Below are 20,015 nucleotides of genomic sequence, written 5' to 3'. Positions count from 1 at the left end.
AATTTGGAGCTTTGTGTGTTTTAAAATCAGTACTTTAATCTACTTTATGAACTGTACCGCGTTGTTTTTCTTCAGAACCAACCAGACCAAATTCAAAAGTATACGAATCTTTAGAAGTAGTTAGAATCTTCATGCTGATGGCTTTTTCTTCAGCCATATTCTTTGGATGTTTTTTCTGAAGAACATATTCGCAGTCACTTACCCATCGAATCGTTGCAGTATCTGTTTTTCCTTCATAAGTTTCGATTTCGATGTCTTCTTTGCGTTCAAAATAAGTTGTTTTTTTAACGCCGTTGACTTCTGTTTCAAATTTGAATTTTCCAGTTTTAAAATCTTTGCAATTGTGTTCGGTATTATAACAAGATACTAAAGCCAGTACCGGAAATAAGAATATAAATTTTTTCATTTTAAATAAGTTTTTTTAGGAGCTAATCCTGCTTTCCATTCCAATCTTTTTATTTTTTAAAGAAAAAAACAAAAAGGATTTCCATTTCAATCAGGGCTAGGGCATTAGGATAATAAGAAGCAGTTGTATTTAATTTAAACTTTTGGGATATAAAACTCTTTTAGCTTTTTGGATTCTTTGACTTCTTCTTTCATTTCTTCTTTAGATTCGCCACCTACTGCTTTAGGCCAGATATGAAATCCTCCGAATGTCATTGCCTTTACTTGTTGTTTAAATGCGGGCGAGTATTCATCAAAAACGCTTAAATCTTCTGGATTATCCCACATTCCCCAAATACCATTTTCGTCAATATCTCCCTTGTAATTAATAGGATGAGTAGGATAAGTTTTAACCATCTTGATTTTAAACTGTTCCAGATTATAATTGCCATTCCATTTGAAAGATCCCACATCATCAGTTCCAGAACCATTAACCTTCAAATTGGAAAAATTTAAACTAATAGACATTTTGTGCTGTTGTGGGGAGTTAGAATAACAATAAAAACCTTCCCATTCGCCACTAGGCAAAAAATGATGTGTTTCGTTGTTTTTTGATTTCATATTTTGAAAAGATATGTTATTTCAATCTTTTTAGTTCATCGTCGGTAAAGTTCTTGATTTCTTTTTCTTTGGCAAACTTTTCAGCATTGTAATTTCCCGATTTATTCTTCGGAATCGATAAACTATTCCATTCGCTGTTTTTCAATTGTTTGGCGTAAAAAACAATCTGCCCAACATGATAGGGATAATGCGCTAATTGACGATTTATGGCTTCAATTACCGTATGACCTTCATTTCTAATATAAATGATATCAGAAAGTTGTTCTGGTTTCAAGTTTTCTAAAGCATTTTCGAGACAATTCCAGCCTTTGTTCCAAACTTCCAAGACTTCTTCTTTAGATTGCAGATCATTTTCAAATTCTGCATCACGGTTTCGCCATTCTTTTTCACCATCAGAAGTTAAAAAATCGGTCCAGCGCGAAAGCATATTGCCCGAAATGTGTTTTATAATAGTCGCAATGCTGTTGGTGTCTTCATTAAAAGAAACAAAAAGTTGTGTTGGTTCGAGTTGATCGATTGCTTTTTCACCTAGAGCTTTATAATACAAAAACTGTTTTTTAGCACTTTCTAAATAAGATTCGTCAGCTTTCATGATTTGCTATTTTAAGATTGAAGTTCAACTTTATTTTCAGTAATTAATATTTTTCCCCAATCGTTTAGTTTCCACAGAATCTCTACCAATTGTTTTCCAGTTTCAGTCAGAGAATATTCAACTCTTGGTGGTAATTCATTAAAAGATTCTTTGGTTAAAATACCATCTTCCACCATTTCACTCAACTGCTGATTTAAAACGCGTCGGTCTACTTTTGCAATGCCTCTTAAAAATTCGCTCGGTCTTTTTTTTCCTTCATTAATCTGCCAGACAATTGGAATTTTCCATTTTCCGCTTATTGTATTCACAGCAATTTCCAATGGACAGATTTTATTTTCTTCGCTTCGTTCCTTTGTTTGCATAAAATTGACTTTTATATCCCTATGGGACAAAAATATGCGGTATTGCCAGTGTTCTCAGGCTTTCCGATATTTACAAAAATAATCAAAATTTTAAGGATACTAAACGATTGCGTGAATCAAAGTAAAAATTATGGAAGAGATAAAGCGTAAAGGAGCCAGATCGACAAAAGATATTCCAGCTTGGGTTTTAGAACAGCTCAATAAAGGAGAAATCGAAACGGCAAATTTGGTAGAATGGCTTGCGGTAAATCAAACGAAGCTTTTAGAAAATGTGTTGAAAGAGTCTAACCGAATGGAATATTTGGAACCTATTTTAACAGATATTAGAAATTTAAAAAAGCAAACGGTCAATACTATAAATGAAACAATTGGGACAGGAATATTAGCAGAGTCAATTCTTAATAACGATTCGGATATACTTTCCATCATTTCGAAACATAAATCGGATGTGGTGCGATGCTGGTCTGCTTATACAATTGGGAAAAATCAAGAATTTAAGATAGAAGAAATTTTAGCGCAAATTCAGTTTCTTGCAGCCGATAAGCATTTTGGTGTTAGAGAAATTTCATGGTTAGCAATTCGTTCGAGTATTATAAGAAATTTAGAAGAAAGCCTTGAAATACTTTTGAAATGGACTTTAAGCGAAGACGAAAATATTAGACGTTTTGCAACCGAAGCGACTCGCCCGAGAGGCGTTTGGTGTGAACATATCGAAAAATTGAAACAAGAACCAGAATTAAGTTTGAAGATTTTAAATGCTTTAAAATCTGATTCTTCCAAGTATGTTCAGGATAGTGTTGGCAATTGGCTCAATGATGCCAGTAAAACAAGACCGGATTTTGTAAAAGATTTATGTGAGAAATGGAAAAAAGAGAGTGCCACAAAAGAAACACTATACATTATAAAAAAGGCATTACGAACAATCGAAAAGTAATCGCTTAAACAATTTTAATATCATATTTATCTAAAAGTCCGACAATTCCCTCTGTAGAAAACTGCGCTTTTTTCATCGGATTAAATTCAGGATCAATTTTATAATTGTAAGCTGTTTTAAAATTGACAGATGCCAATTGCGTTTCGTTGAAAATAGCGCCGTCCAAATCGCAATTATCAAAAACAGAACTGGTTAAATTGGTTCCAATGAAAGTTACTTCTCGAACTGAAGAATTGATAAACTTGGTTTTGGGCATTTTTTTGTTCGAAAATAACGCATAATCCAAAGTACATTCTTCAAAATAAACTTGAAACAAGAAATCGTCACATTCATTAAAAGCGATTCCTAAAAGTTTGCAGTTTTTAAAAGTGACATTCTTCAAACTCGTTCCAGCCAAACTCGTCATAGAAAGATTGCAGTCAATAAACTCGCAGTCCAGAAAAGTATTCGAATTAAAATTACTGTTTGAAAAATCACAGTTTTTAAACACACAATCTTCAAACTCTCGATTGTTTATTTTTTTATCGATGTAAACAACTTTCTCGAATGTTTTCTGAATGTGAATTAGACTTTCCATGAATGTTTTTTAGGTTTTTGTGCGTTGTGACGCACTCGAAGAATAAAGATATTTTCCTCTGTTATTTGATAAGAAACAGCATAATCATAAACGGAATAAACTCTAAAACTACCATCATTATTAGTTTTTTGTTTATCAAGTTTATAAATTTCAGGCTGTGTTTTAAGTATTTCAGTACTATCAAAAATAGTATTAACTACTTTATCAGCAATTTTTAATGATTTACTTTCAAAGAAAATGTAAAAATGAATGTCCTCTAACTGGTTTAAAGCATCGCTTGACCAAATTATTTTCTTCCCCATTTTTTCGCAATTTCTTTTGCTTGATCTTCAGTATAAAAATTACCTTTTTTAATGTTTTCTAAGGCATTTTCAATATCTAAATTATAAGCTGTATCTGAGTCAATTGCGGTATTATTGATAGATTGTAGGAGGTGTTTTAGTTTTTCAACAAAAGAAGGATCTTTCACTTTATCAATTTCTTGATGAATCCAGTTTATTTCTGCTTGTATATCCATAACAAAGAATTTTAGTAAAGATACAAATTAGTCGTTAAATATACCTTTCATAATGATTTTCAACCCTAAAAAGATCAAAACCATAGAAGATAAACAAGCTACAATTCCAATTCCTAAAACAAGATAATGCCAGTTGGTATGCTGATTTTGAAAAGCATTATAAATCATTGACGGACCTAAAAACATCAAAGGCAGAGCGCCTGTTAGATATGTAACTCCTTTTCTTAGTAATTCTTTATTTGCTGCCATTTAGTTTGTTTCAAGTTTCAGGTTTCTTTTGTTTCAAGTTGTTGACTTGTATTTAAACGCAAAGGTCGCAAAGTTTTTTTACATTATAACCCTAAAATAAAACGCAAAATTCGCAAAGCTTTGTAAATAAAACTTGCGAACTTTGCGTGCTTTGCGGTTAAACCACCAGACAAAGCTTTTTATTTTCTATAATTATCAACAGCATTTCTCACGCTGCCGTATTTTTTTAATAATTCTGAAGCTTCTTCATAAGAAACTGGAATTTCTTCCATAATCATTTTAACGCCGCGATCAACTAGTTTGATATTACTTAGCTGCATATCAACCATTTTGTTTCCTCTCACTTTTCCAAGCTGGATCATAGCTGCAGTCGAAATCATATTAAGAACTAATTTTTGGGCAGTTCCGGCTTTCATTCTAGAACTTCCTGTTATAAATTCAGGACCAACAACCACTTCAATCGGGAATTGAGCCGTTAATGCCAACGGACTTCCTTCATTACACGTAATACAACCCGTAATAATATTATTTTGGTTACAAGCTTCTAAACCACTGATAACATAAGGAGTTGTACCCGAAGCTGCAATTCCGATTACAACATCATTTGAGTCGATTTTATGATTTTGAAGATCAATCCAAGCATTTGTTGTACTGTCTTCGGCGTTTTCTACCGCACGTCTAATGGCAGTGTCACCACCCGCAATAATACCATTTACTAAATCAAAAGGAACACCAAATGTTGGCGGACATTCTGAAGCATCAACAACACCAAGGCGACCAGAAGTTCCTGCTCCAATATAAAATAATCGGCCTCCTAATTTTAATTTAGAGACGATTTGCGGAATTAAAGCTTCTATTTGAGGTAAAGCTTTTTCGACCGCATAAGGAACAGTTTTGTCTTCTTGATTAATATTGGTCAACAATTCATGAATAGACATTTTCTCTAAATGCTCATATTTCGATGATTGTTCCGTGGTTTTCGTAAATGTCATTTTATCGTTATTTAGACTCGCCAAAATTAATATATTTTATTCCAATCTTGCAAAATTCAAAGATTTATAATCTTTACTTTATTCGTTTTTTTGTTATTAAAGACGATTTTTGAGGTTCTTTGTTACACCAACTAAAATATTATATTTGTTTCATATATACGATAAATGGATAAATTAGGATTTTTAGATAGCGTGGCCCGTATTGCTGTCTTTGTTTCGTTATTGTTGGCACTTTTTTTACTTACAGTAAAAACGGAAAATAAACTGGCTAATAGATTGTTTGCTTGTTTTATCATTTTTTCAGCTATTGATTTTAGCGGGCTGATGGATTATTCATTTCCTTTAGAATACATAAATATAGATTTATTCAGAAGCACAGTGTGTTTATTGGAGATGCCATTGATCTATTTATATGTTTTGGCAGTTTGTTATTCTGATTTTAGATTAAAATGGAAGCATTTAATCTATACACTTCCATTTGTTGTAATGAATTTTGTTTTAATGCCAAGGGTTTATCTGAAATCGGGCGCTGAAAAGCAGTTTATTTTAGAACATTACAGTACCATGTTTGAAATTTACTTTTTTCAGATTCTAATCGAATTTCAATATTGGTTTTATATTGTGAGTATATTTTTAGTTTTAAGAAAATACAAAAGAATTTATCTTGAAAATTATACGAATCCAAGTACGTCTACCTATAAATGGCTTTTCCAGATGAATTGTGTTTTTGTGGTAATGCATTCTATTACGGCTTCAAAAAATTTGTTGCGTTATACTGCTTCGAGAGATGTTTTTCTATGGGGAAATGTTTTGATGATCGTTATGGCTTTAAGTGTCATTTGCTGGTTTATAATGAAAGCATTAAATCATCCGGAACTTTTTAGAGGAATCAATTCTAATTTGCAATTAACAAAAGAGTTTCTTTCTACAGAAAAGGAAGAAGTTAAAGTCTCAAAAACAATAGAGGTTGAGGATAAAGTTATTTCTTCTCAAATTTCGACATTAAAGCAGTATATGGAAGAAAAAGAACCTTTTCTTGATCCTTCACTCACGATTCAGGAGCTTTCTAATCAAATTGAAATTCCAGTTCGTGATTTATCTGTTTTGATTAACCATCATATCGATCAGCATTTTTTTGATTTTGTGAATGAATATCGCATTCAAAAAGCCATGCATATTTTAAAAGATCAAACTAAAAGCCAGCTTACGGTTCTGGAAATATTATATGAAGTAGGTTTTAATTCGAAATCCTCTTTTAATACTTCATTTAAAAAATATACCAATTTAACACCTACAGCGTACAGAAATAGTTGAAAATAAAGGTTTTGTAAAAAGTCGAACGCCTTAGCTAATAAAGTCGAACCAATTTCTATTTGAGAAAATGGTTCGACTTTTTTTTGTCGGTCGCATAGGGAAGTTTTCTAAGGCAACTTTGCTTCAAATTAATCGAACAAGTTAAAATTAGAAATCATGAAAAAATTAAATCTCCTAATCTTATTACTATTGCCTTTGTTTTGTTTAGCACAATCAACATTAAAAGGAAAAGTCGCTAGCGAAACCCAATCTGTACAATGGGCTGAAATTTCGATATTAAATAAAGAAGGAAAAATTATTAATGGAGCTACAACTAAAGAAGATGGTTTTTTTGAAATAAATCTTACTAATGGTTTTTATAAAATTAAAATTGGTCTTTTGGGTTTTGCGGATTATGAAAAGGAAATTTCCCTAGAAAAAAACACTGATTTGGGAACTATTATCCTCAAAGAAAACGAAACCAAATTGGTTGAAGTTGTGATTCAATCTAAAAAGAAAACAATTGAGCAAAAAACAGATCGCATAATATATAATCTTGAAAATAATGTTGCAAATATAGGAGGAGATGCTTTGAACGCTATTAATACTGCTCCTGGTGTTGTAGTGCAAAACAATACAATTAATATATTAGGAAAAGGAACTTCGAGAGTTATGATTGATGGAAGAATTATTGAATTAACGGGTGAAGAATTGAATAATTTTTTGAAATCAATTTCAGCAAATGATATCAAGAATATTGAAATAATTAGCAATCCGCCTGCAAAATACGAAGCAGAGGGAACTGGCGGATTGATCAATATTATTATGAAAAAAGGAGTTCGTGACTCCTGGAAAAATACGACTACAACATCTTACGATCAAAATAAATATGGAAGTTTTACTTTGAGAGATAATTTCTTTTACAACAAGAACAAATTTCGTTTTTCTGCAAGTGTTAACGGAAAAACAGGATATAAGAGTATAGATGAAATTTCGGATGTCTATTTTGAGGATGGACTTTCCAGAATGGATGCAACCACAAAATTAAAAAATGAAAACTTGTCTGCAAAAATAGCTTTAGATTATGATTTTTCAGAAAAAACGACAATCGGTTTTCAAATTTTAAATGATAGAAACAATCCAGATTTTCAATCAGATATTGTCGTCAATAAGTACAATACACAAAATCAATTGCAACATTACATTGTAAACAACAGTTTTGCAGACAGAGGTTCAAACAATCAAACGTACAATGCCCATTTGATTACAAAACTAGATTCGTTAAACCGAAAATTATCATTTGATGCAGATTACTTTAATTATAATTCAAAATTTGATCGTGAGTTTGTTGCAAATAATTATTTAGCAGACGGAACTTTTGTTGATGTGAATCAATCTGGAAGAAATATCTCGAATCAGGATATTGATAATTTGAGTTTTAAGGCAGATATGGAACATCCGCTTCAAGTGATGAATTTATCTTATGGAGCCAAAGTGAGTTTTACAAATAGTGTAAGCGATATGCTTTTTTATGATACAATTACGGGAACTCCTGTTTTAGATACAAATCAATCAAACCGATTTAAATACACAGAAAGTAATCAGGCAGTTTATATAAACGGTGATAAAAAAATAAACGAAGAATGGAATTTTCAATTAGGATTGCGACTTGAAAATACACAAACTACAGGATTTTCAGAAACACTGAATCAGGAAACGGTAAACAATTATTTAAAACTTTTTCCAACAGTATTTGCTTCATACAAAAAGAATGAGAATAATAATTTCAGTTTGAATTATGGAAAAAGAATTAATAGGCCTCGTTTTGATTTATTGAATCCGTTCAGAATTTATATTAGCAGTAATAGTTATTCTGAAGGAAATCCGTTTTTGAAGCCTTCATTTAGTGATAATTTTGAGTTTGCTCATTCGTATAAAGAAATTCTAAGAACAAGTGTTACTGTAAATTTAATTACAAATGGTTATGGCGTTTTGTTTACTTCAAATCCAGAAACGAATACGCAAATTGTAACGCGTGATAATTATTTTAAAAGCTTAAATTATGGCTTAGGAGAAACGTATTCTGCAACTTTTGCAGATTGGTGGCAAAGTGAAAATTCGTTATATTTTTTAGGTGCAAAAACGGAATTTATTAAAGATATTGATGCAATGCCATCAAACAGTTTGCAGATTGATTTTACAACAAATAATACATTCGTTTTAGGAAAAAACACAAAACTTCAAATTGATTTTAACTACAGTACACCTTTTAAAAGAGGATTATATGAAATAGGATATACTTCTAGTTTTGATATTGGATTCAAACAAGATTTGTTTAATAAAACGATGCAAATTGCATTTCTAGCCAATGACATTTTTAATACTTCTTATTTAAAAGATTTTACTTCGGTAGTAAATGGCGTAAAACAAGTTTATAGTAACAATGAAAGCAATCGTTTTGTCCGTTTGTCCGTAGTTTACAATTTTGGAAATAAAAAGATTAACATGAAGGAACGTAATTTTGGAAATCAAGAGGAGAGAAAGAGAGCTAATTAAATGAGATAATTAGTCAATTAGATAATTAGATAATTGTCCTAACAGGTTTTTAAAACCTGTTAGGTATTTTTTTTCTTCGTCTTAAATTAAAAAATTCTCTCATTAGCTAATTGACACATTTTCTAATTAACTCATTATAAAAAGAAAGCCAATAGAATTCCGAGAACAATCATAGAAACTTTGGCGATATTGAATTTATGTCCTTCGCTGCTTTCAAAAATAATTGTTGAAGAGATGTGGAATAAAATACCAATGACCATTGCTGTTATTTCGGTGTAATAATCATTTAATATGGGAAGAAATTCTGATGCTACTGTTCCTAATGGTGTCATTACAGCGAATGTAAGCATGAAAGCGAAAATGGCTTTTTTGTTTAAATCCGCATTGATAAAAAATGTTGTTAAGATCACGGCAATAGGTAAGTGGTGAATAGCAATTCCGATTGCTAAACCATGATGATGACTAACAGGAAATCCTTCTAAAAAAGCATGAATGCACAAACTAAAGAATAAAAGCCACGGAATTTGAGACATTTTTGCATGTCCATGAACGTGCCCGTGTTCAGCTCCTTTTGAGAAAAATTCGAGTATGATCTGGAATAAAATTCCGATCATGATAAAAATTCCGATATTATGATTGTGAGATTCGTAAACTTCAGGAAGAAGGTGCATTACGGTTAATGACAATAAAAAAGAACCGCTGAAAGCCAGCAGTAATTTTAAATTGGTTTTGTTTTTTGGTTTAATAAACAAAGCCACACTATATCCTAAAAGTACAGAAAATAAAGGTAGTAGATAATTCATCTTTTGTTTAATCGTTTAATTGTTTAATCGTTTAATCGGTTTTTTTGTTAGTTTGTTTAAGCGATTAAACAAATTAACGGTTTGACGATTAAACCTATTTAAAAATCATGATTAATCTTTCGCTTTCAGTTTTATGGAATTTTTTGAGTTTGTAGTCTCCAAAAATGTCCAGAAGGAAAATTCCGGCTTCGTCCATTAAATCTTGAAAATCTTTTAAAGTTAAGGCTTTTACCTTTTCTGTAAAATGATATTTTCTGCCTTGGTCTTCAAAATCTATTTCTTTGAAAATATGTCCATCTTCAACGTATCTTTTGATGTGAAAATCAATTTCGTCAACGGTTTTTGTTTCTTCTGGAACAAGATTTTCAATCACGTTTGCTACGTTCATAAAATCGATAACGGCAAAACCATATTCAGATAAACTTTCTTTAATTGCTTTTAAAGTTGTTAGATTGTCGTCGTCGCTTTCGAAGTAACCAAAACTCGTAAAAAGATTGAAAATAGCATCGAACTTTTCTTCAAATGGTTCACGCATATCATGAACTTTGAAATGAAGTGTATCGTTGCTGTTTTTACTTGCCTCGGCAATGCTGTTTTCAGATAGATCGGCTCCTAAAACATCATAACCCAATTGATTTAAATAGATAGAATGACGTCCTTTACCACAGGCCAAATCCAATACTTTTGCCTTTTCAGGCAGATTAAGATAGTGCGTCAAATTATCCATGAAAACTTGCGCTTCACGATAATTGCGATCCTTATAAAGAATATGATAATAAGGAGTATCAAACCAGGAAGAATACCAGTTTTGATTGTTGCCTTCTTGATTTTGGACAGATCCGTTATGCTTTTCAGACATTTATTCTATTTCAATTAATTCAAAGTCCGGCAAATTTAGTGTATTTTTGCCGAAAAATAACTATTTAGGTGCGATACATTGTTGCATTATGAAGAGATGCAAATGAGTGTCTTTTGAATTTTTAGTTTTTTTAATTTAAAAGAAAGATGGAAGAAAATTTTAAGATGATTGCCAAATGTTTTTTTGGCTTTGAAGAAATATTAGAAAAAGAATTGCGTGACCTTGGAGCTCAGGACGTTGAAAAAGGAGTGAGAATGGTGAGTTTTAAGGGGGATAAAGGTTTTATGTACAAAGCCAACTTATCTTTGCGTACGGCGCTTAAAGTGTTAAAACCAATTTATTCTTTTAGAGCAAACAACGAACAAGCCTTGTATAAAGGTGTTTCGGGGTTAAACTGGTCTAAATATTTAAATGCCAACCAGACTTTTGTAATTGATGCAACGGTTCATTCTACTTATTTCAATCATTCTGAATTTGTTTCTCAAAAATGTAAAGATGCCATTGTAGATCAGTTTAGAGAAAGAACGGGACAACGCCCAAGTATTGATAAACAATATCCAGATTTAAAAATCAATATTCATATCGATAGAGATCAGGTTTCTGTAGCTTTAGATACTTCTGGAGCTTCTCTTCATCAGCGTGGTTATAGAACGGCAACGAATATTGCGCCAATTAATGAGGTTTTAGCTGCTGGAATTTTATTATTATCAGGCTGGGACGGACAAAGTCATTTTCTTGATCCAATGTGTGGATCTGGAACTTTCCTTGCAGAAGCGGCGATGATTGCTTGCAATATTCCAGCAAACATCAACAGAAAAGAATTTGCTTTTGAAAAATGGAAAGATTGGGACAATGATCTATTTGATAAAATTATTGATAGTTTAATGAAGAAAACGAGAGAATTTCATTATACAATTAAAGGTTATGATAAAGCGCCAAGTGCGGTTAGCAAAGCCAAAGACAATATAAGAAATGCCAATTTAGAGGATTATATAAAGGTTTACGAAGAGAATTTCTTTGATACAGAAAAAGAAACAGAAGGTAAACTTCATATTGTTTTCAATCCGCCTTACGATGAGCGTTTGGACATTCATATGGAAAGATTCTACGCTAGTATTGGAGATACGCTAAAGAAAAATTATCCAGGGACAAATGCCTGGTTTATTACAGCAAACTTAGAAGCTTTAAAATTCGTAGGTCTAAAACCTTCAAGAAAAATCAAGCTTTTTAACGGAAGTCTTGAAGCACGTTTAGTAAAATACGAAATGTACGAAGGAAGTAAGAGAACGAAATTTCAGGTTTAAGTTTCTAAGATACTTAGTTGCTAAGGTTTTAAGTTTTAAAATTATTAAGAAAAAAACTTAGCAACTAAGTGTCTTATTAACTTAGCAACTAAAAAAAAATTAAGCTTTTAATAATTTAAGTTGTTAAGAAAAAACTTAGCAACTTAGCCCCTTAGCAGCTTAGCAACTCAAAAAATAAAAACATGTCAAAACTACAATTAAGAGCTTTTTTATATCAATTAGCTGCTTTTGCAATCCTGTTTCTTGCGTTTCGATTTTTAATCGCCGCTTATACTGGTTTAACTGGAATATGGATTCCTTTGACTGCTTTTGTAATCGGAACAATTATCGGACCTAAATTTCAGGCTGTTCGAACAAAAGACGGAGAAAAACTTTTTATGAAATGGCTTTTTATGAAAGGAATTAAAGAAATAGGATAATTAAAATTTCTCCAAAAAAGAAAGGCTTAAATTCAAATATTTTTTTGAATTTAAGCCTTTTTAAGCTTAGTGCCTTAGCGTCTTAGTATCTTAGAACCTTTAAAAAAGACTATTTTTTCTTAGAAACTTCTTGTATCTGAGGAATCTTTATTTTTTTCTTGTAAATCGGAATGAAATAAGAGACAGTATAATTAAATCCTACTCCAAAACTTCCGTCATAAGTTCGGTTGAAACCAGGAATATAAAGATTGTCAAATCCGCTTGGTTTTTTATTGGTTACAAGAAGTTTAAGTTGTACTCCAAAACCAACAAAAACATTATCAAAAACTTCTGCTTTTATCCCCATCGCAACTTCCAGCCAACTAGCAGAAAGTCCGCTATATTTTTGGTTTGTTGTTAAAGCAGGTAATTCTCCCCAATACGGGTTCGGATTGTAGATTTTATAGCTGTTTAAATCTTGACTGAAAGAACTAAAACCACCACGAAGTCCGATTGTGATTAGGTTTTCCATGTCAAGCCAGTTTTCGTAGAAATTATAATCAAATCCAGCTTTTAGATAAGTTCCCGAAGCAGATGAATTTAATCGGTCATCATCTGTTGTTTTATTTTCATAACCTAATTCAGCAGCCAGATAATATTTCTTTGTCAATCTCCAGTCTCCAACGAATTCTACTCCTTTATAATCTTTATCATAAAGACCTCGGGTAAGTTTGTATAAGTCAACACCAACACGAAGACCGTAACGATCCGTTTTGATGATGCTGTCTTTTTTTACTTCCTGAATTTCTGGTTTTGCAGTTTCAGTTTTAGGTTTTTTGGGAGTAACTTCTTTTTTTACTGTAGTTTCCTGTGTTTCCTGCGCGTACCCTAAAGACATTGAAAACACTAAGAAAATGCTAGAAAAATACTTTAATGTGTGTTTCATTTTCGGATTCAATGTTTGGGTTAAACAATTGCACGTCTGTCATCCAGACAGTATCCCCATCTGGGTCTGTCTGAACAAAAGGATCTTGAGTTTTTAGAGTAAAAATAGTTTTAAAACCACAGGCTCTTGATACATATACATTTTGAGTAGTGTAATTGAATTTTATAACATCTGTATTCTTTGATGTGGTACTATTTGCGTTATAGATAAATTTATAAGTAACAGTACTATCGCTCACTTTTAACGGAATCATGACACTGCTGCCGCTAGTTAAGTATTTTGTACTATCGATAGCATTTTCATTAAAAACAATTCCTTCTTCCATGCCTTCACCAATTACTTCCAAATTGTTGACGTTTCTGGTTTTTGTCGGGTTGGCGTTATCGTAAAAAGTAATAACCAATCTTGGAGTTGTTGGAGTATTTCCGTCACAAATATCATCTTTCTCGCAGCTTGATAAGCCAAAAGTAAAGAGCAGTAAAAACGAGATTATTTTTTTCATTTATTTTTTATCGAAGTTCTAAAAGTACAACATTTTCAACATGATGTGTCTGCGGAAACATGTCTACAGGTCTCACGCGGGTAACTTTGTATTTCTCGTCCATTAAAGCCAAATCACGTGCCTGAGTTGCAGAATTACAACTTACATAAACCACTCGTTTTGGAGCAATTTTTAAGATTTGTTCCACTACATCTTTATGCATTCCGTCACGTGGTGGATCAGTAATAATAACGTCTGGTTTTCCGTGTTGTGCAATAAAAGCTTCGTTGAAAACTACTTTCATGTCTCCAACAAAAAACTCACAATTGGTAATATTATTGCGTTCTGTATTGGCTTTAGCATCAATAATGGCTTCAGGAACACTTTCTACACCAATTACTTTTTTAGCTTTTTTAGAAACAAACTGCGCAATTGTTCCTGTTCCTGTATATAAATCGTAAACAACTTCATTTCCAGTAAGATCAGCAAAGTCTCTTGTTATTTTATACAATTCATAAGCCTGATCCGAATTGGTTTGGTAGAAAGATTTTGCGTTAATGCTGAATTTTAAACCTTCCATTTCTTCCAAAATGTAGTTTCTTCCTTTATAAAGAATAACATCCTGATCGTAAATCGTATCGTTTGGTTTTCCGTTTACCACATATTGTAAAGAGGTAATTTGAGGGAATTTCTCGTATAAATGATCTAAAATTAATTCTCTGTTTTCTTTGTCTTCTTCAAAAAACTGAATTAAAACCATGATTTCGCCAGTAGAAACGGTACGAATCATCACTGTTCTCAATAATCCAGAATGTTCTCTCGGATTGAAAAACGCTAAATTGTGCTCGTTTGCAAACGCTCTGATTTCGTTGCGAATGGCATTTGAAGGATCTTCTTGTAAATGACATTTATTAATATCAAGAATTTTGTCCCACATTTTCGGAATATGAAATCCTAATGCATTTCTGTTACCTAAATCTTCTGTGCTTCCAATTTCTTTCTCCGTTAACCATCGGCTGTTTGAAAAAGAAAACTCCATTTTATTTCTATAGAAAAACTGTTTCTCAGAACCTAAAATGTCTTCAAATTCCGGAAGTTCAATTTTTCCTATTCTTTGTAAATGATTTTTAACTTCATTTTGTTTAAATGCAAGCTGCTGGCTGTATTTCATATTCTGCCATTTGCATCCTCCACATACTCCAAAATGCTCACAGATTGGATCAACTCTGTAATCTGATAATTCGTGAAATTTTACGGCTTTACCTTCGTAATAAGCCTTTCTTTTTTTGAATGTTTGTACGTCAACCACATCTCCAGGCACTACATTCGGAATAAAGATAACTTTTCCGTCAGGTGCTTTGGCTACTGAAACTCCTTTTGCACCAGCATCAAGAACTTGAATTTGATGAAAGACAACTTTGTCTGTATTTTTTCTTCCCATAGCGCAAAAATAAACCTTTGAAAACTTTTACAAATTTAATTTTACAAAATTTTTAGAAATTCATCAAAAAATTAGTTTTTAAAGGATAAAAGTTAATTTTGTTTTGTAAGAAACTCCATCGTATTACAATATTAACCTACAGAGATTGTCCCATTTTTATGAAGTTGTACCACAAACTGTCCCAGATCAGCTTTCTTAAAAAAAGTTATGCTTTTAAGTTCCTTTTTGTTGCTTTTATCGGTATTCATATTCCTCTAATAGGAATTTTATTTTTTGTATTGTATTTTAAGCACAGTATTTCACCCACTTCAATTTTAGTTTTTTCGCTAATTATGACCTTGCTGGCAACCGCTATCACACTTTTGGTTTTAAACAGATTAATAAATCCAATTAAAAAAGCTTCAAAAGCATTAGATGATTACCGTAGTTTCAGAAAACTTTCTGTTCTGCCAACAGAATATACAGATGAAGCAGGATTGCTTTTATGTAATATTCAAGAATCAATTTTAGAAGCAGAAAGTTTTATCAACGAAAAACAAGATTTGGTTTATATGCTTTCGCATGATTTAAAAAACTTTGCCGGAAATCCGCAGGGATTAGCAAAATTGATTATAAGCGAAGATCCTTCAGAATCAATTAAAAATCTAGCAGAATTAATTTGTGAATCAACAGATTTACAATTTAGATATATAGAAAACTTTATAAAACTGCTAAAAGAACAAGATGAAGTTGTTAAGATAAATCCAGAAATAAAAACGGTTCTGTTTCCTAATATTCTTCCATTTATCAATGAACAAGTGGAACAGCGCTTATTTGATAAAAATATAAAACTAAATTTGGTTTTAGAATGTGTTGAAGCCAAACTTAAAATAGACGAAGGTCTTTTGATTCAGGTTTTAGTTAATTTGATAAGCAATGCCGTAAAGTTCTCTTATTTTGATAGTGAAATTAAAGTGAAAATTTATTCTGAAGATGCTAAATTGATTCTAACGGTTAAAGATTCAGGAATTGGTTTTGATAAACATCAGATTGAAGAATTGTTTAAGAAATTCACCAAAATGAGTCGACTCGGAACTGCAAATGAAGGTTCTACTGGAATTGGATTGTACTTGTGCAAGAAAATTATAGAACGTAATAAAGGCCGATTAAGCGCTTCGAGCGATGGAAAAAATCGTGGTGCCGAATTTAAAATAGAATTTGATATATAAAACATGAGGTTACTAATTTTTAGTAACCTCAATTGTTTTATTGCCCTTTGGTATTATCATAAACTAAAGTTGCTTTTCCTTCTACGCACGATATTCTTGTATTCATAACTACTGTTTCACACGGGTAAGCGTCGTAATAAACACCCCATTTAGCGTCAAACTTACTTCTGGCTTCGCGATAGCTATCGACTTTCTTTTTAAAAACAGCGGCATCTACACTTTTGTTATAAATGTAGAAGCCTGAACAAGCACTTTCACCATATTTTAGGATGTCCCAATCTGCTGGATTAGTACAGGTTTTGGAATTGACTTGAGAATATTCAATAAGTTCATCAGACATTTTGTCAAGCCTTGCTTGTTCTTCTTCTCGCGAGCTTTCGTCTTTACTGCAGGAAGTAATAGTCATGCAGATTGTTAGCAGAAAAAAGGATAACTTTTTCATAATTACGGTTTATTGGTTAGTATTTTATAACTAGATGCAATAAACCATAAATGGTTGCGTGATTATGAGAGAAAAAACTTAAAAATATTATTTGCATGCCTAAATGGTATTATTACCAAAGTTGATGAACAGAAGGTTTGATGTAATCGTTGTAGATTTTATTCATTGCCGAAATTTGTTCAGCAGTTAATTGTGGAGTATCATAAACGGATAAATTCGATAATACATGGCTTACTTTTGAAGCACCTGGAATAATACAGCTTATTTCGTTAAAACTTAAAATCCATTGTAATGCAATTGGAGCCAGATTTTCTGATCCTGGAAATAATGCTTTTAAAGCTTCAACTGCTTTTAGTCCAAGGTCATAATCGATTCCTGAAAAAGTTTCTCCTTTATCAAAAGCTTCTCCGTTACGATTGAAGTTACGGTGATCTTGAGGGGCAAAAGTTGTTTTTTCGCTGAATGTACCCGTTAAAAGTCCGCTTGCTAAAGGAACTCTTGCAATAATTCCGATGTCTTTTTTCTTCGCTTCAGCGAAAAACAATTCAGACGGGCGCTGACGAAATAAATTGAATATAATCTGAACCGTTGTTACATTATCGTACTCAATCGCTTTTAAAGCTTCTTCAACTTTTTCGACACTTACACCAAGGTTAAGGATTTTTCCTTGCTCTTTTAAACGATCAAAAAGTTCAAAAATTTCTGGACGATAATATACTTCGGTTGGCGGACAGTGTAACTGAATTAAATCTAAAGTTTCTAAACCAGTTCTTTTTAAACTGTCTTCCACAAATTTTTGAAGTACTTTCGGTGTATATCCTTCATTTACATGCGGATTAATTTGACGTCCGCATTTTGTAGCTACAAAAATACGTTCAGATCTCGAACGAACGACACGTCCAACTGCAGTTTCGCTTAATCCATTTTCATAAACGTCTGCTGTATCAATGAAGTTTACCCCATTGTCTATCGCTGTGTTCAAAAGTTCATCAGCAGTTTTATCATCAAAACCCGATCCCCATTTTCCTCCAACCTGCCAAGTACCAAGTGAGATTTCAGAGATATTAAAGTTTGTTTTTCCTAGTTTTCTGTAGTTCATTTTTTTTTAGCTTCTAAGGTTGTGAGGTGCTAAGTAGCTAAGTTTTTTAAGTTTCCAAAACCTTAGAACCTTAGTATCTTAGTAGCTTAGTACCTTTTTTAATTAGTCAAATAAATCCGAAGACAAATACCTGTCTCCTCTGTCGCAGATTACGGCAACTACGACTCCTGATTCTAATTTTTCGGCGATTTTTAAGGCTACGGCAACAGAACCGCCGCTGCTCATTCCTGCAAAAACGCCTTCTTCTAGAGCTAGTCTTTTAGTCATTGCACGTGCTTCTTCTTCGCTTACGTCAATAACAGTGTCCACTTTAGAAGCATCAAAAATTTTAGGAAGATATTCTTGTGGCCATTTACGGATTCCAGGAATCTGAGAACCGTCACTTGGCTGTGCTCCAACGATCTGAATATTTGGATTTTTTTCTTTTAAATAAGTCGAAGTTCCGATAATCGTTCCGGTTGTTCCCATTGCCGAAACAAAATGGGTAACAGTTCCTTCCGTATCATTCCATATTTCAGGTCCGGTTGTTTTGTAATGTGCTTTCCAGTTATCATCATTAGCAAACTGATTTAACATCAAATAACCGCCTTGAGCCACTTTTTTGTCAGCATAATCACGAGAACCGATAATTCCTTCGCTAGCTGGCGTTAAAATAACCGTAGCGCCATAAGCACGCATGGTTTGAGTTCTTTCCTTTGTAGAATCTTCAGGTAAAACCAATTCGATTTCAATGCCAAATAATTGTGCAATCATGGCCAATGCAATTCCGGTATTTCCGCTGGTTGCTTCAATTAGTTTGTCCCCTTTTTTAATATCGCCTCTTTCCAGAGCAGCAGCGATCATGTTGTATGCAGCTCTGTCTTTTACGCTTCCGCCAGGATTGTTTCCTTCAAGCTTAAGCAGTAGTTTTACATTTTTATTTTGAACCAAATTGACGGTTTCCATCAAAGGAGTGTTTCCAATCAGGTTTAATAATTTCTGTGGACCCATTTTATTTTTTTTCTTTTATTTTAACTTCAGTTGTAGTGGTATTTAAAACGATCGAATCTTCAGGAATAGATTTCGTAACCCAGGCATTTCCCCCAACAATACTGTTTTTACCTATTATAGTTTCACCTCCTAAAATGGTTGCATTAGCATAAATACAGACATTTGCTTCGACTGTTGGGTGTCTTTTTGCATTTTTCATCTCTTTGCTTACACTCAATGCACCAAGCGTAACACCTTGATAAATTTTTACATGTTTTTTGATCACAGTAGTTTCTCCAATTACGATTCCAGTTGCGTGATCAATAAAAAACGGAGAGGCAATATCGGCTCCGGCATGAATATCAGTTCCAGTAATTCTATGCGCATATTCGCTCATTAGTCGAGAGAAAAGAAGTAAATCTAAATTGTACAATTCGTGACTTAATCTGTAAATAGCGATGGCGTAAAAACCGGGATAAGCTAAATATACTTCGTCAATGCTGTTTGAAGCTGGATCATTTTCTAAGATATATTCTGCATCCTGATTTAGTTTTTCTAAAACACCTGGAAGTTTTTCAAGAAATCTGTCCCAAATGGATTCGCATAAATTTTGAGGTTTTTTGCAAGCTAAAACCGCAATTTCTTTAAAGCGTATTTCTAATTCATCAATACTTTCATCAAGAGAAGCATTTGAATCAAAAAGAGTATAAAAAAGCTTTTCCGTAAAGTCTTCTGTTTTGGTTTTAATACCGTAATTTATATGTGAATGACTCTTTAAAGCCTTTATGTTTTGTATGATAGTGTCTTTTGTCACAATGGTAAAAATGAATGAATAATTTTGGAACGTTAAAAGTAAGGCGTTTTTTGGAAATACAGTCACGATTTAACTAAAGAAATTTTCTGTAGAAAACCTCATTTGTGATAAAAAACGAATCAGAAACAGTTCTTTTTTATGCTATTCTTAAGAAGTTAATTACGTAAATTAGCT

At 32.5% G+C, this 20,015-nt stretch carries 24 protein-coding genes; 6 read left to right on the top strand and 18 right to left on the bottom strand.

What is annotated here, in order from left to right; all coding sequences use genetic code 11:
• Nucleotides 1–34: 34 nt before the first annotated feature.
• From NQQ59_RS05275 to NQQ59_RS05260, 4 genes are all read right to left on the bottom strand, one after another.
• A complete protein-coding gene (locus NQQ59_RS05275) occupies nt 35–406 on the bottom strand; it encodes a DNA topoisomerase IV (protein ID WP_144214573.1) in 372 nt (123 codons plus the stop codon).
• 134 nt (nt 407–540) lie between these two features.
• A complete protein-coding gene (locus NQQ59_RS05270; RefSeq protein WP_144214571.1) occupies nt 541–1,005 on the bottom strand; it encodes a hypothetical protein in 465 nt (154 codons plus the stop codon).
• A 16-nt stretch (nt 1,006–1,021) separates the two neighbouring features.
• Nucleotides 1,022–1,597, bottom strand: a complete 576-nt coding sequence (locus tag NQQ59_RS05265) for a DUF1572 family protein (protein ID WP_144214568.1) — start codon at nt 1,595–1,597, stop codon at nt 1,022–1,024.
• Between the two features lie 11 nt (nt 1,598–1,608).
• The gene (locus tag NQQ59_RS05260) at nt 1,609–1,959 is read right to left on the bottom strand and encodes a winged helix-turn-helix transcriptional regulator (protein ID WP_144214566.1); all 351 of its coding nucleotides are present in this window, start codon (nt 1,957–1,959) and stop codon (nt 1,609–1,611) included.
• A gap of 130 nt (nt 1,960–2,089) precedes the next feature.
• On the opposite strand from NQQ59_RS05260, the gene NQQ59_RS05255 reads away from it, so the two are divergent.
• Complete coding sequence (locus NQQ59_RS05255) at nt 2,090–2,893, top strand: DNA alkylation repair protein (protein ID WP_144214564.1); 804 nt, start codon at nt 2,090–2,092, stop codon at nt 2,891–2,893.
• Between the two features lie 4 nt (nt 2,894–2,897).
• On the opposite strand, the gene NQQ59_RS05250 is transcribed toward NQQ59_RS05255, so the two are convergent.
• The 5 genes from NQQ59_RS05250 to murQ all read right to left on the bottom strand — a co-directional run bounded on the left by NQQ59_RS05250 (nt 2,898) and on the right by murQ (nt 5,228).
• Nucleotides 2,898–3,470, bottom strand: a complete 573-nt coding sequence (locus tag NQQ59_RS05250) for a pentapeptide repeat-containing protein (RefSeq protein ID WP_144214562.1) — start codon at nt 3,468–3,470, stop codon at nt 2,898–2,900.
• Nucleotides 3,458–3,772, bottom strand: a complete 315-nt coding sequence (locus NQQ59_RS05245; RefSeq protein WP_144214560.1) for a type II toxin-antitoxin system RelE/ParE family toxin — start codon at nt 3,770–3,772, stop codon at nt 3,458–3,460. The genes NQQ59_RS05250 and NQQ59_RS05245 overlap by 13 nt, the downstream gene beginning before the upstream one ends.
• Nucleotides 3,757–3,987: a hypothetical protein gene (locus tag NQQ59_RS05240; protein ID WP_144214558.1), complete on the bottom strand. Its 231-nt coding sequence runs from the start codon at nt 3,985–3,987 to the stop codon at nt 3,757–3,759. Before NQQ59_RS05240 ends, NQQ59_RS05245 begins: the two co-directional genes overlap by 16 nt.
• 27 nt (nt 3,988–4,014) lie before the next feature.
• Nucleotides 4,015–4,236, bottom strand: coding sequence for a DUF6095 family protein (locus tag NQQ59_RS05235; protein ID WP_144214556.1), 222 nt, complete (start codon nt 4,234–4,236; stop codon nt 4,015–4,017).
• Nucleotides 4,237–4,415: 179 nt separating this feature from the next.
• Nucleotides 4,416–5,228 (bottom strand): N-acetylmuramic acid 6-phosphate etherase, encoded by an 813-nt coding sequence (gene murQ, locus NQQ59_RS05230; protein WP_144214554.1) that lies wholly within the window; start codon nt 5,226–5,228, stop codon nt 4,416–4,418.
• A gap of 165 nt (nt 5,229–5,393) precedes the next feature.
• Here murQ and NQQ59_RS05225 point away from each other — a divergent pair, with 165 nt between their 5' ends.
• Complete coding sequence (locus NQQ59_RS05225) at nt 5,394–6,542, top strand: helix-turn-helix domain-containing protein (protein ID WP_144214552.1); 1,149 nt, start codon at nt 5,394–5,396, stop codon at nt 6,540–6,542.
• A gap of 156 nt (nt 6,543–6,698) precedes the next feature.
• A complete protein-coding gene (locus NQQ59_RS05220) occupies nt 6,699–9,077 on the top strand; it encodes a TonB-dependent receptor domain-containing protein (protein ID WP_144214550.1) in 2,379 nt (792 codons plus the stop codon).
• A 134-nt stretch (nt 9,078–9,211) separates the two neighbouring features.
• Here NQQ59_RS05220 and NQQ59_RS05215 read toward each other — a convergent pair whose 3' ends face one another.
• Together NQQ59_RS05215 and NQQ59_RS05210 are read right to left on the bottom strand one after the other, a co-directional pair.
• Nucleotides 9,212–9,880 carry a ZIP family metal transporter gene (locus tag NQQ59_RS05215; protein ID WP_144214548.1) on the bottom strand — a complete coding sequence of 223 codons (669 nt, stop codon included), beginning with the start codon at nt 9,878–9,880 and terminating at the stop codon, nt 9,212–9,214.
• A gap of 94 nt (nt 9,881–9,974) precedes the next feature.
• Complete coding sequence (locus NQQ59_RS05210; protein WP_144214546.1) at nt 9,975–10,739, bottom strand: class I SAM-dependent methyltransferase; 765 nt, start codon at nt 10,737–10,739, stop codon at nt 9,975–9,977.
• Nucleotides 10,740–10,885: 146 nt separating this feature from the next.
• Between NQQ59_RS05210 and NQQ59_RS05205 the strand changes: the two genes are divergently transcribed.
• Together NQQ59_RS05205 and NQQ59_RS05200 are read left to right on the top strand one after the other, a co-directional pair.
• Nucleotides 10,886–12,043, top strand: coding sequence for a THUMP domain-containing class I SAM-dependent RNA methyltransferase (locus NQQ59_RS05205; protein WP_144214544.1), 1,158 nt, complete (start codon nt 10,886–10,888; stop codon nt 12,041–12,043).
• A gap of 182 nt (nt 12,044–12,225) precedes the next feature.
• Entirely contained in the window at nt 12,226–12,462 is a 237-nt protein-coding gene (locus NQQ59_RS05200) for a hypothetical protein (RefSeq protein ID WP_144214542.1), read from the top strand.
• Nucleotides 12,463–12,571: 109 nt separating this feature from the next.
• Here NQQ59_RS05200 and NQQ59_RS05195 read toward each other — a convergent pair whose 3' ends face one another.
• The 3 genes from NQQ59_RS05195 to rlmD are packed head-to-tail and all read right to left on the bottom strand — an operon-like array spanning nt 12,572 to nt 15,309.
• Nucleotides 12,572–13,387, bottom strand: coding sequence for a DUF6048 family protein (locus tag NQQ59_RS05195; protein ID WP_144214540.1), 816 nt, complete (start codon nt 13,385–13,387; stop codon nt 12,572–12,574).
• Complete coding sequence (locus NQQ59_RS05190; protein ID WP_144214538.1) at nt 13,359–13,889, bottom strand: DUF6452 family protein; 531 nt, start codon at nt 13,887–13,889, stop codon at nt 13,359–13,361. Before NQQ59_RS05190 ends, NQQ59_RS05195 begins: the two co-directional genes overlap by 29 nt.
• 7 nt (nt 13,890–13,896) lie before the next feature.
• A complete protein-coding gene (gene rlmD, locus NQQ59_RS05185; RefSeq protein ID WP_144214536.1) occupies nt 13,897–15,309 on the bottom strand; it encodes a 23S rRNA (uracil(1939)-C(5))-methyltransferase RlmD in 1,413 nt (470 codons plus the stop codon).
• 332 nt (nt 15,310–15,641) lie between these two features.
• Here rlmD and NQQ59_RS05180 point away from each other — a divergent pair, with 332 nt between their 5' ends.
• Nucleotides 15,642–16,517, top strand: a complete 876-nt coding sequence (locus tag NQQ59_RS05180; RefSeq protein WP_257698150.1) for a sensor histidine kinase — start codon at nt 15,642–15,644, stop codon at nt 16,515–16,517.
• 37 nt (nt 16,518–16,554) lie between these two features.
• Here NQQ59_RS05180 and NQQ59_RS05175 read toward each other — a convergent pair whose 3' ends face one another.
• The 4 genes from NQQ59_RS05175 to epsC all read right to left on the bottom strand — a co-directional run bounded on the left by NQQ59_RS05175 (nt 16,555) and on the right by epsC (nt 19,841).
• A complete protein-coding gene (locus NQQ59_RS05175) occupies nt 16,555–16,959 on the bottom strand; it encodes a hypothetical protein (RefSeq protein WP_144214532.1) in 405 nt (134 codons plus the stop codon).
• 112 nt (nt 16,960–17,071) lie between these two features.
• Nucleotides 17,072–18,058 (bottom strand): aldo/keto reductase, encoded by a 987-nt coding sequence (locus tag NQQ59_RS05170; protein ID WP_144214530.1) that lies wholly within the window; start codon nt 18,056–18,058, stop codon nt 17,072–17,074.
• A gap of 102 nt (nt 18,059–18,160) precedes the next feature.
• Nucleotides 18,161–19,048 carry a cysteine synthase CysM gene (gene cysM / locus NQQ59_RS05165; RefSeq protein ID WP_144214528.1) on the bottom strand — a complete coding sequence of 296 codons (888 nt, stop codon included), beginning with the start codon at nt 19,046–19,048 and terminating at the stop codon, nt 18,161–18,163.
• A gap of 1 nt (nt 19,049) precedes the next feature.
• Complete coding sequence (epsC, locus tag NQQ59_RS05160; protein WP_144219753.1) at nt 19,050–19,841, bottom strand: serine O-acetyltransferase EpsC; 792 nt, start codon at nt 19,839–19,841, stop codon at nt 19,050–19,052.
• Nucleotides 19,842–20,015 lie beyond the last annotated feature (174 nt).

This window comes from Flavobacterium panacis, from assembly GCF_024649945.1.
In the GTDB taxonomy this organism is placed as follows: domain Bacteria; phylum Bacteroidota; class Bacteroidia; order Flavobacteriales; family Flavobacteriaceae; genus Flavobacterium; species Flavobacterium panacis.
This window is presented reverse-complemented; position numbering and strand designations above follow the sequence as displayed.

Coding starts and splice junctions, on each gene's coding strand:
- rlmD (WP_144214536.1), bottom strand. CDS start 15,309: ATGGGAAGAAAAAATACAGACAAAGTTGTCTTTCATCAAATTCAAGTT.
- cysM (WP_144214528.1), bottom strand. CDS start 19,048: ATGGGTCCACAGAAATTATTAAACCTGATTGGAAACACTCCTTTGATG.
- NQQ59_RS05235 (WP_144214556.1), bottom strand. CDS start 4,236: ATGGCAGCAAATAAAGAATTACTAAGAAAAGGAGTTACATATCTAACA.
- NQQ59_RS05195 (WP_144214540.1), bottom strand. CDS start 13,387: ATGAAACACACATTAAAGTATTTTTCTAGCATTTTCTTAGTGTTTTCA.
- NQQ59_RS05275 (WP_144214573.1), bottom strand. CDS start 406: ATGAAAAAATTTATATTCTTATTTCCGGTACTGGCTTTAGTATCTTGT.
- NQQ59_RS05225 (WP_144214552.1), top strand. CDS start 5,394: ATGGATAAATTAGGATTTTTAGATAGCGTGGCCCGTATTGCTGTCTTT.
- NQQ59_RS05170 (WP_144214530.1), bottom strand. CDS start 18,058: ATGAACTACAGAAAACTAGGAAAAACAAACTTTAATATCTCTGAAATC.
- NQQ59_RS05270 (WP_144214571.1), bottom strand. CDS start 1,005: ATGAAATCAAAAAACAACGAAACACATCATTTTTTGCCTAGTGGCGAA.
- NQQ59_RS05265 (WP_144214568.1), bottom strand. CDS start 1,597: ATGAAAGCTGACGAATCTTATTTAGAAAGTGCTAAAAAACAGTTTTTG.
- NQQ59_RS05180 (WP_257698150.1), top strand. CDS start 15,642: ATGACCTTGCTGGCAACCGCTATCACACTTTTGGTTTTAAACAGATTA.
- murQ (WP_144214554.1), bottom strand. CDS start 5,228: ATGACATTTACGAAAACCACGGAACAATCATCGAAATATGAGCATTTA.
- NQQ59_RS05205 (WP_144214544.1), top strand. CDS start 10,886: ATGGAAGAAAATTTTAAGATGATTGCCAAATGTTTTTTTGGCTTTGAA.
- NQQ59_RS05255 (WP_144214564.1), top strand. CDS start 2,090: ATGGAAGAGATAAAGCGTAAAGGAGCCAGATCGACAAAAGATATTCCA.
- NQQ59_RS05240 (WP_144214558.1), bottom strand. CDS start 3,987: ATGGATATACAAGCAGAAATAAACTGGATTCATCAAGAAATTGATAAA.
- NQQ59_RS05250 (WP_144214562.1), bottom strand. CDS start 3,470: ATGGAAAGTCTAATTCACATTCAGAAAACATTCGAGAAAGTTGTTTAC.
- NQQ59_RS05190 (WP_144214538.1), bottom strand. CDS start 13,889: ATGAAAAAAATAATCTCGTTTTTACTGCTCTTTACTTTTGGCTTATCA.
- NQQ59_RS05210 (WP_144214546.1), bottom strand. CDS start 10,739: ATGTCTGAAAAGCATAACGGATCTGTCCAAAATCAAGAAGGCAACAAT.
- NQQ59_RS05215 (WP_144214548.1), bottom strand. CDS start 9,880: ATGAATTATCTACTACCTTTATTTTCTGTACTTTTAGGATATAGTGTG.
- NQQ59_RS05175 (WP_144214532.1), bottom strand. CDS start 16,959: ATGAAAAAGTTATCCTTTTTTCTGCTAACAATCTGCATGACTATTACT.
- NQQ59_RS05200 (WP_144214542.1), top strand. CDS start 12,226: ATGTCAAAACTACAATTAAGAGCTTTTTTATATCAATTAGCTGCTTTT.
- NQQ59_RS05260 (WP_144214566.1), bottom strand. CDS start 1,959: ATGCAAACAAAGGAACGAAGCGAAGAAAATAAAATCTGTCCATTGGAA.
- NQQ59_RS05245 (WP_144214560.1), bottom strand. CDS start 3,772: ATGGGGAAGAAAATAATTTGGTCAAGCGATGCTTTAAACCAGTTAGAG.
- NQQ59_RS05220 (WP_144214550.1), top strand. CDS start 6,699: ATGAAAAAATTAAATCTCCTAATCTTATTACTATTGCCTTTGTTTTGT.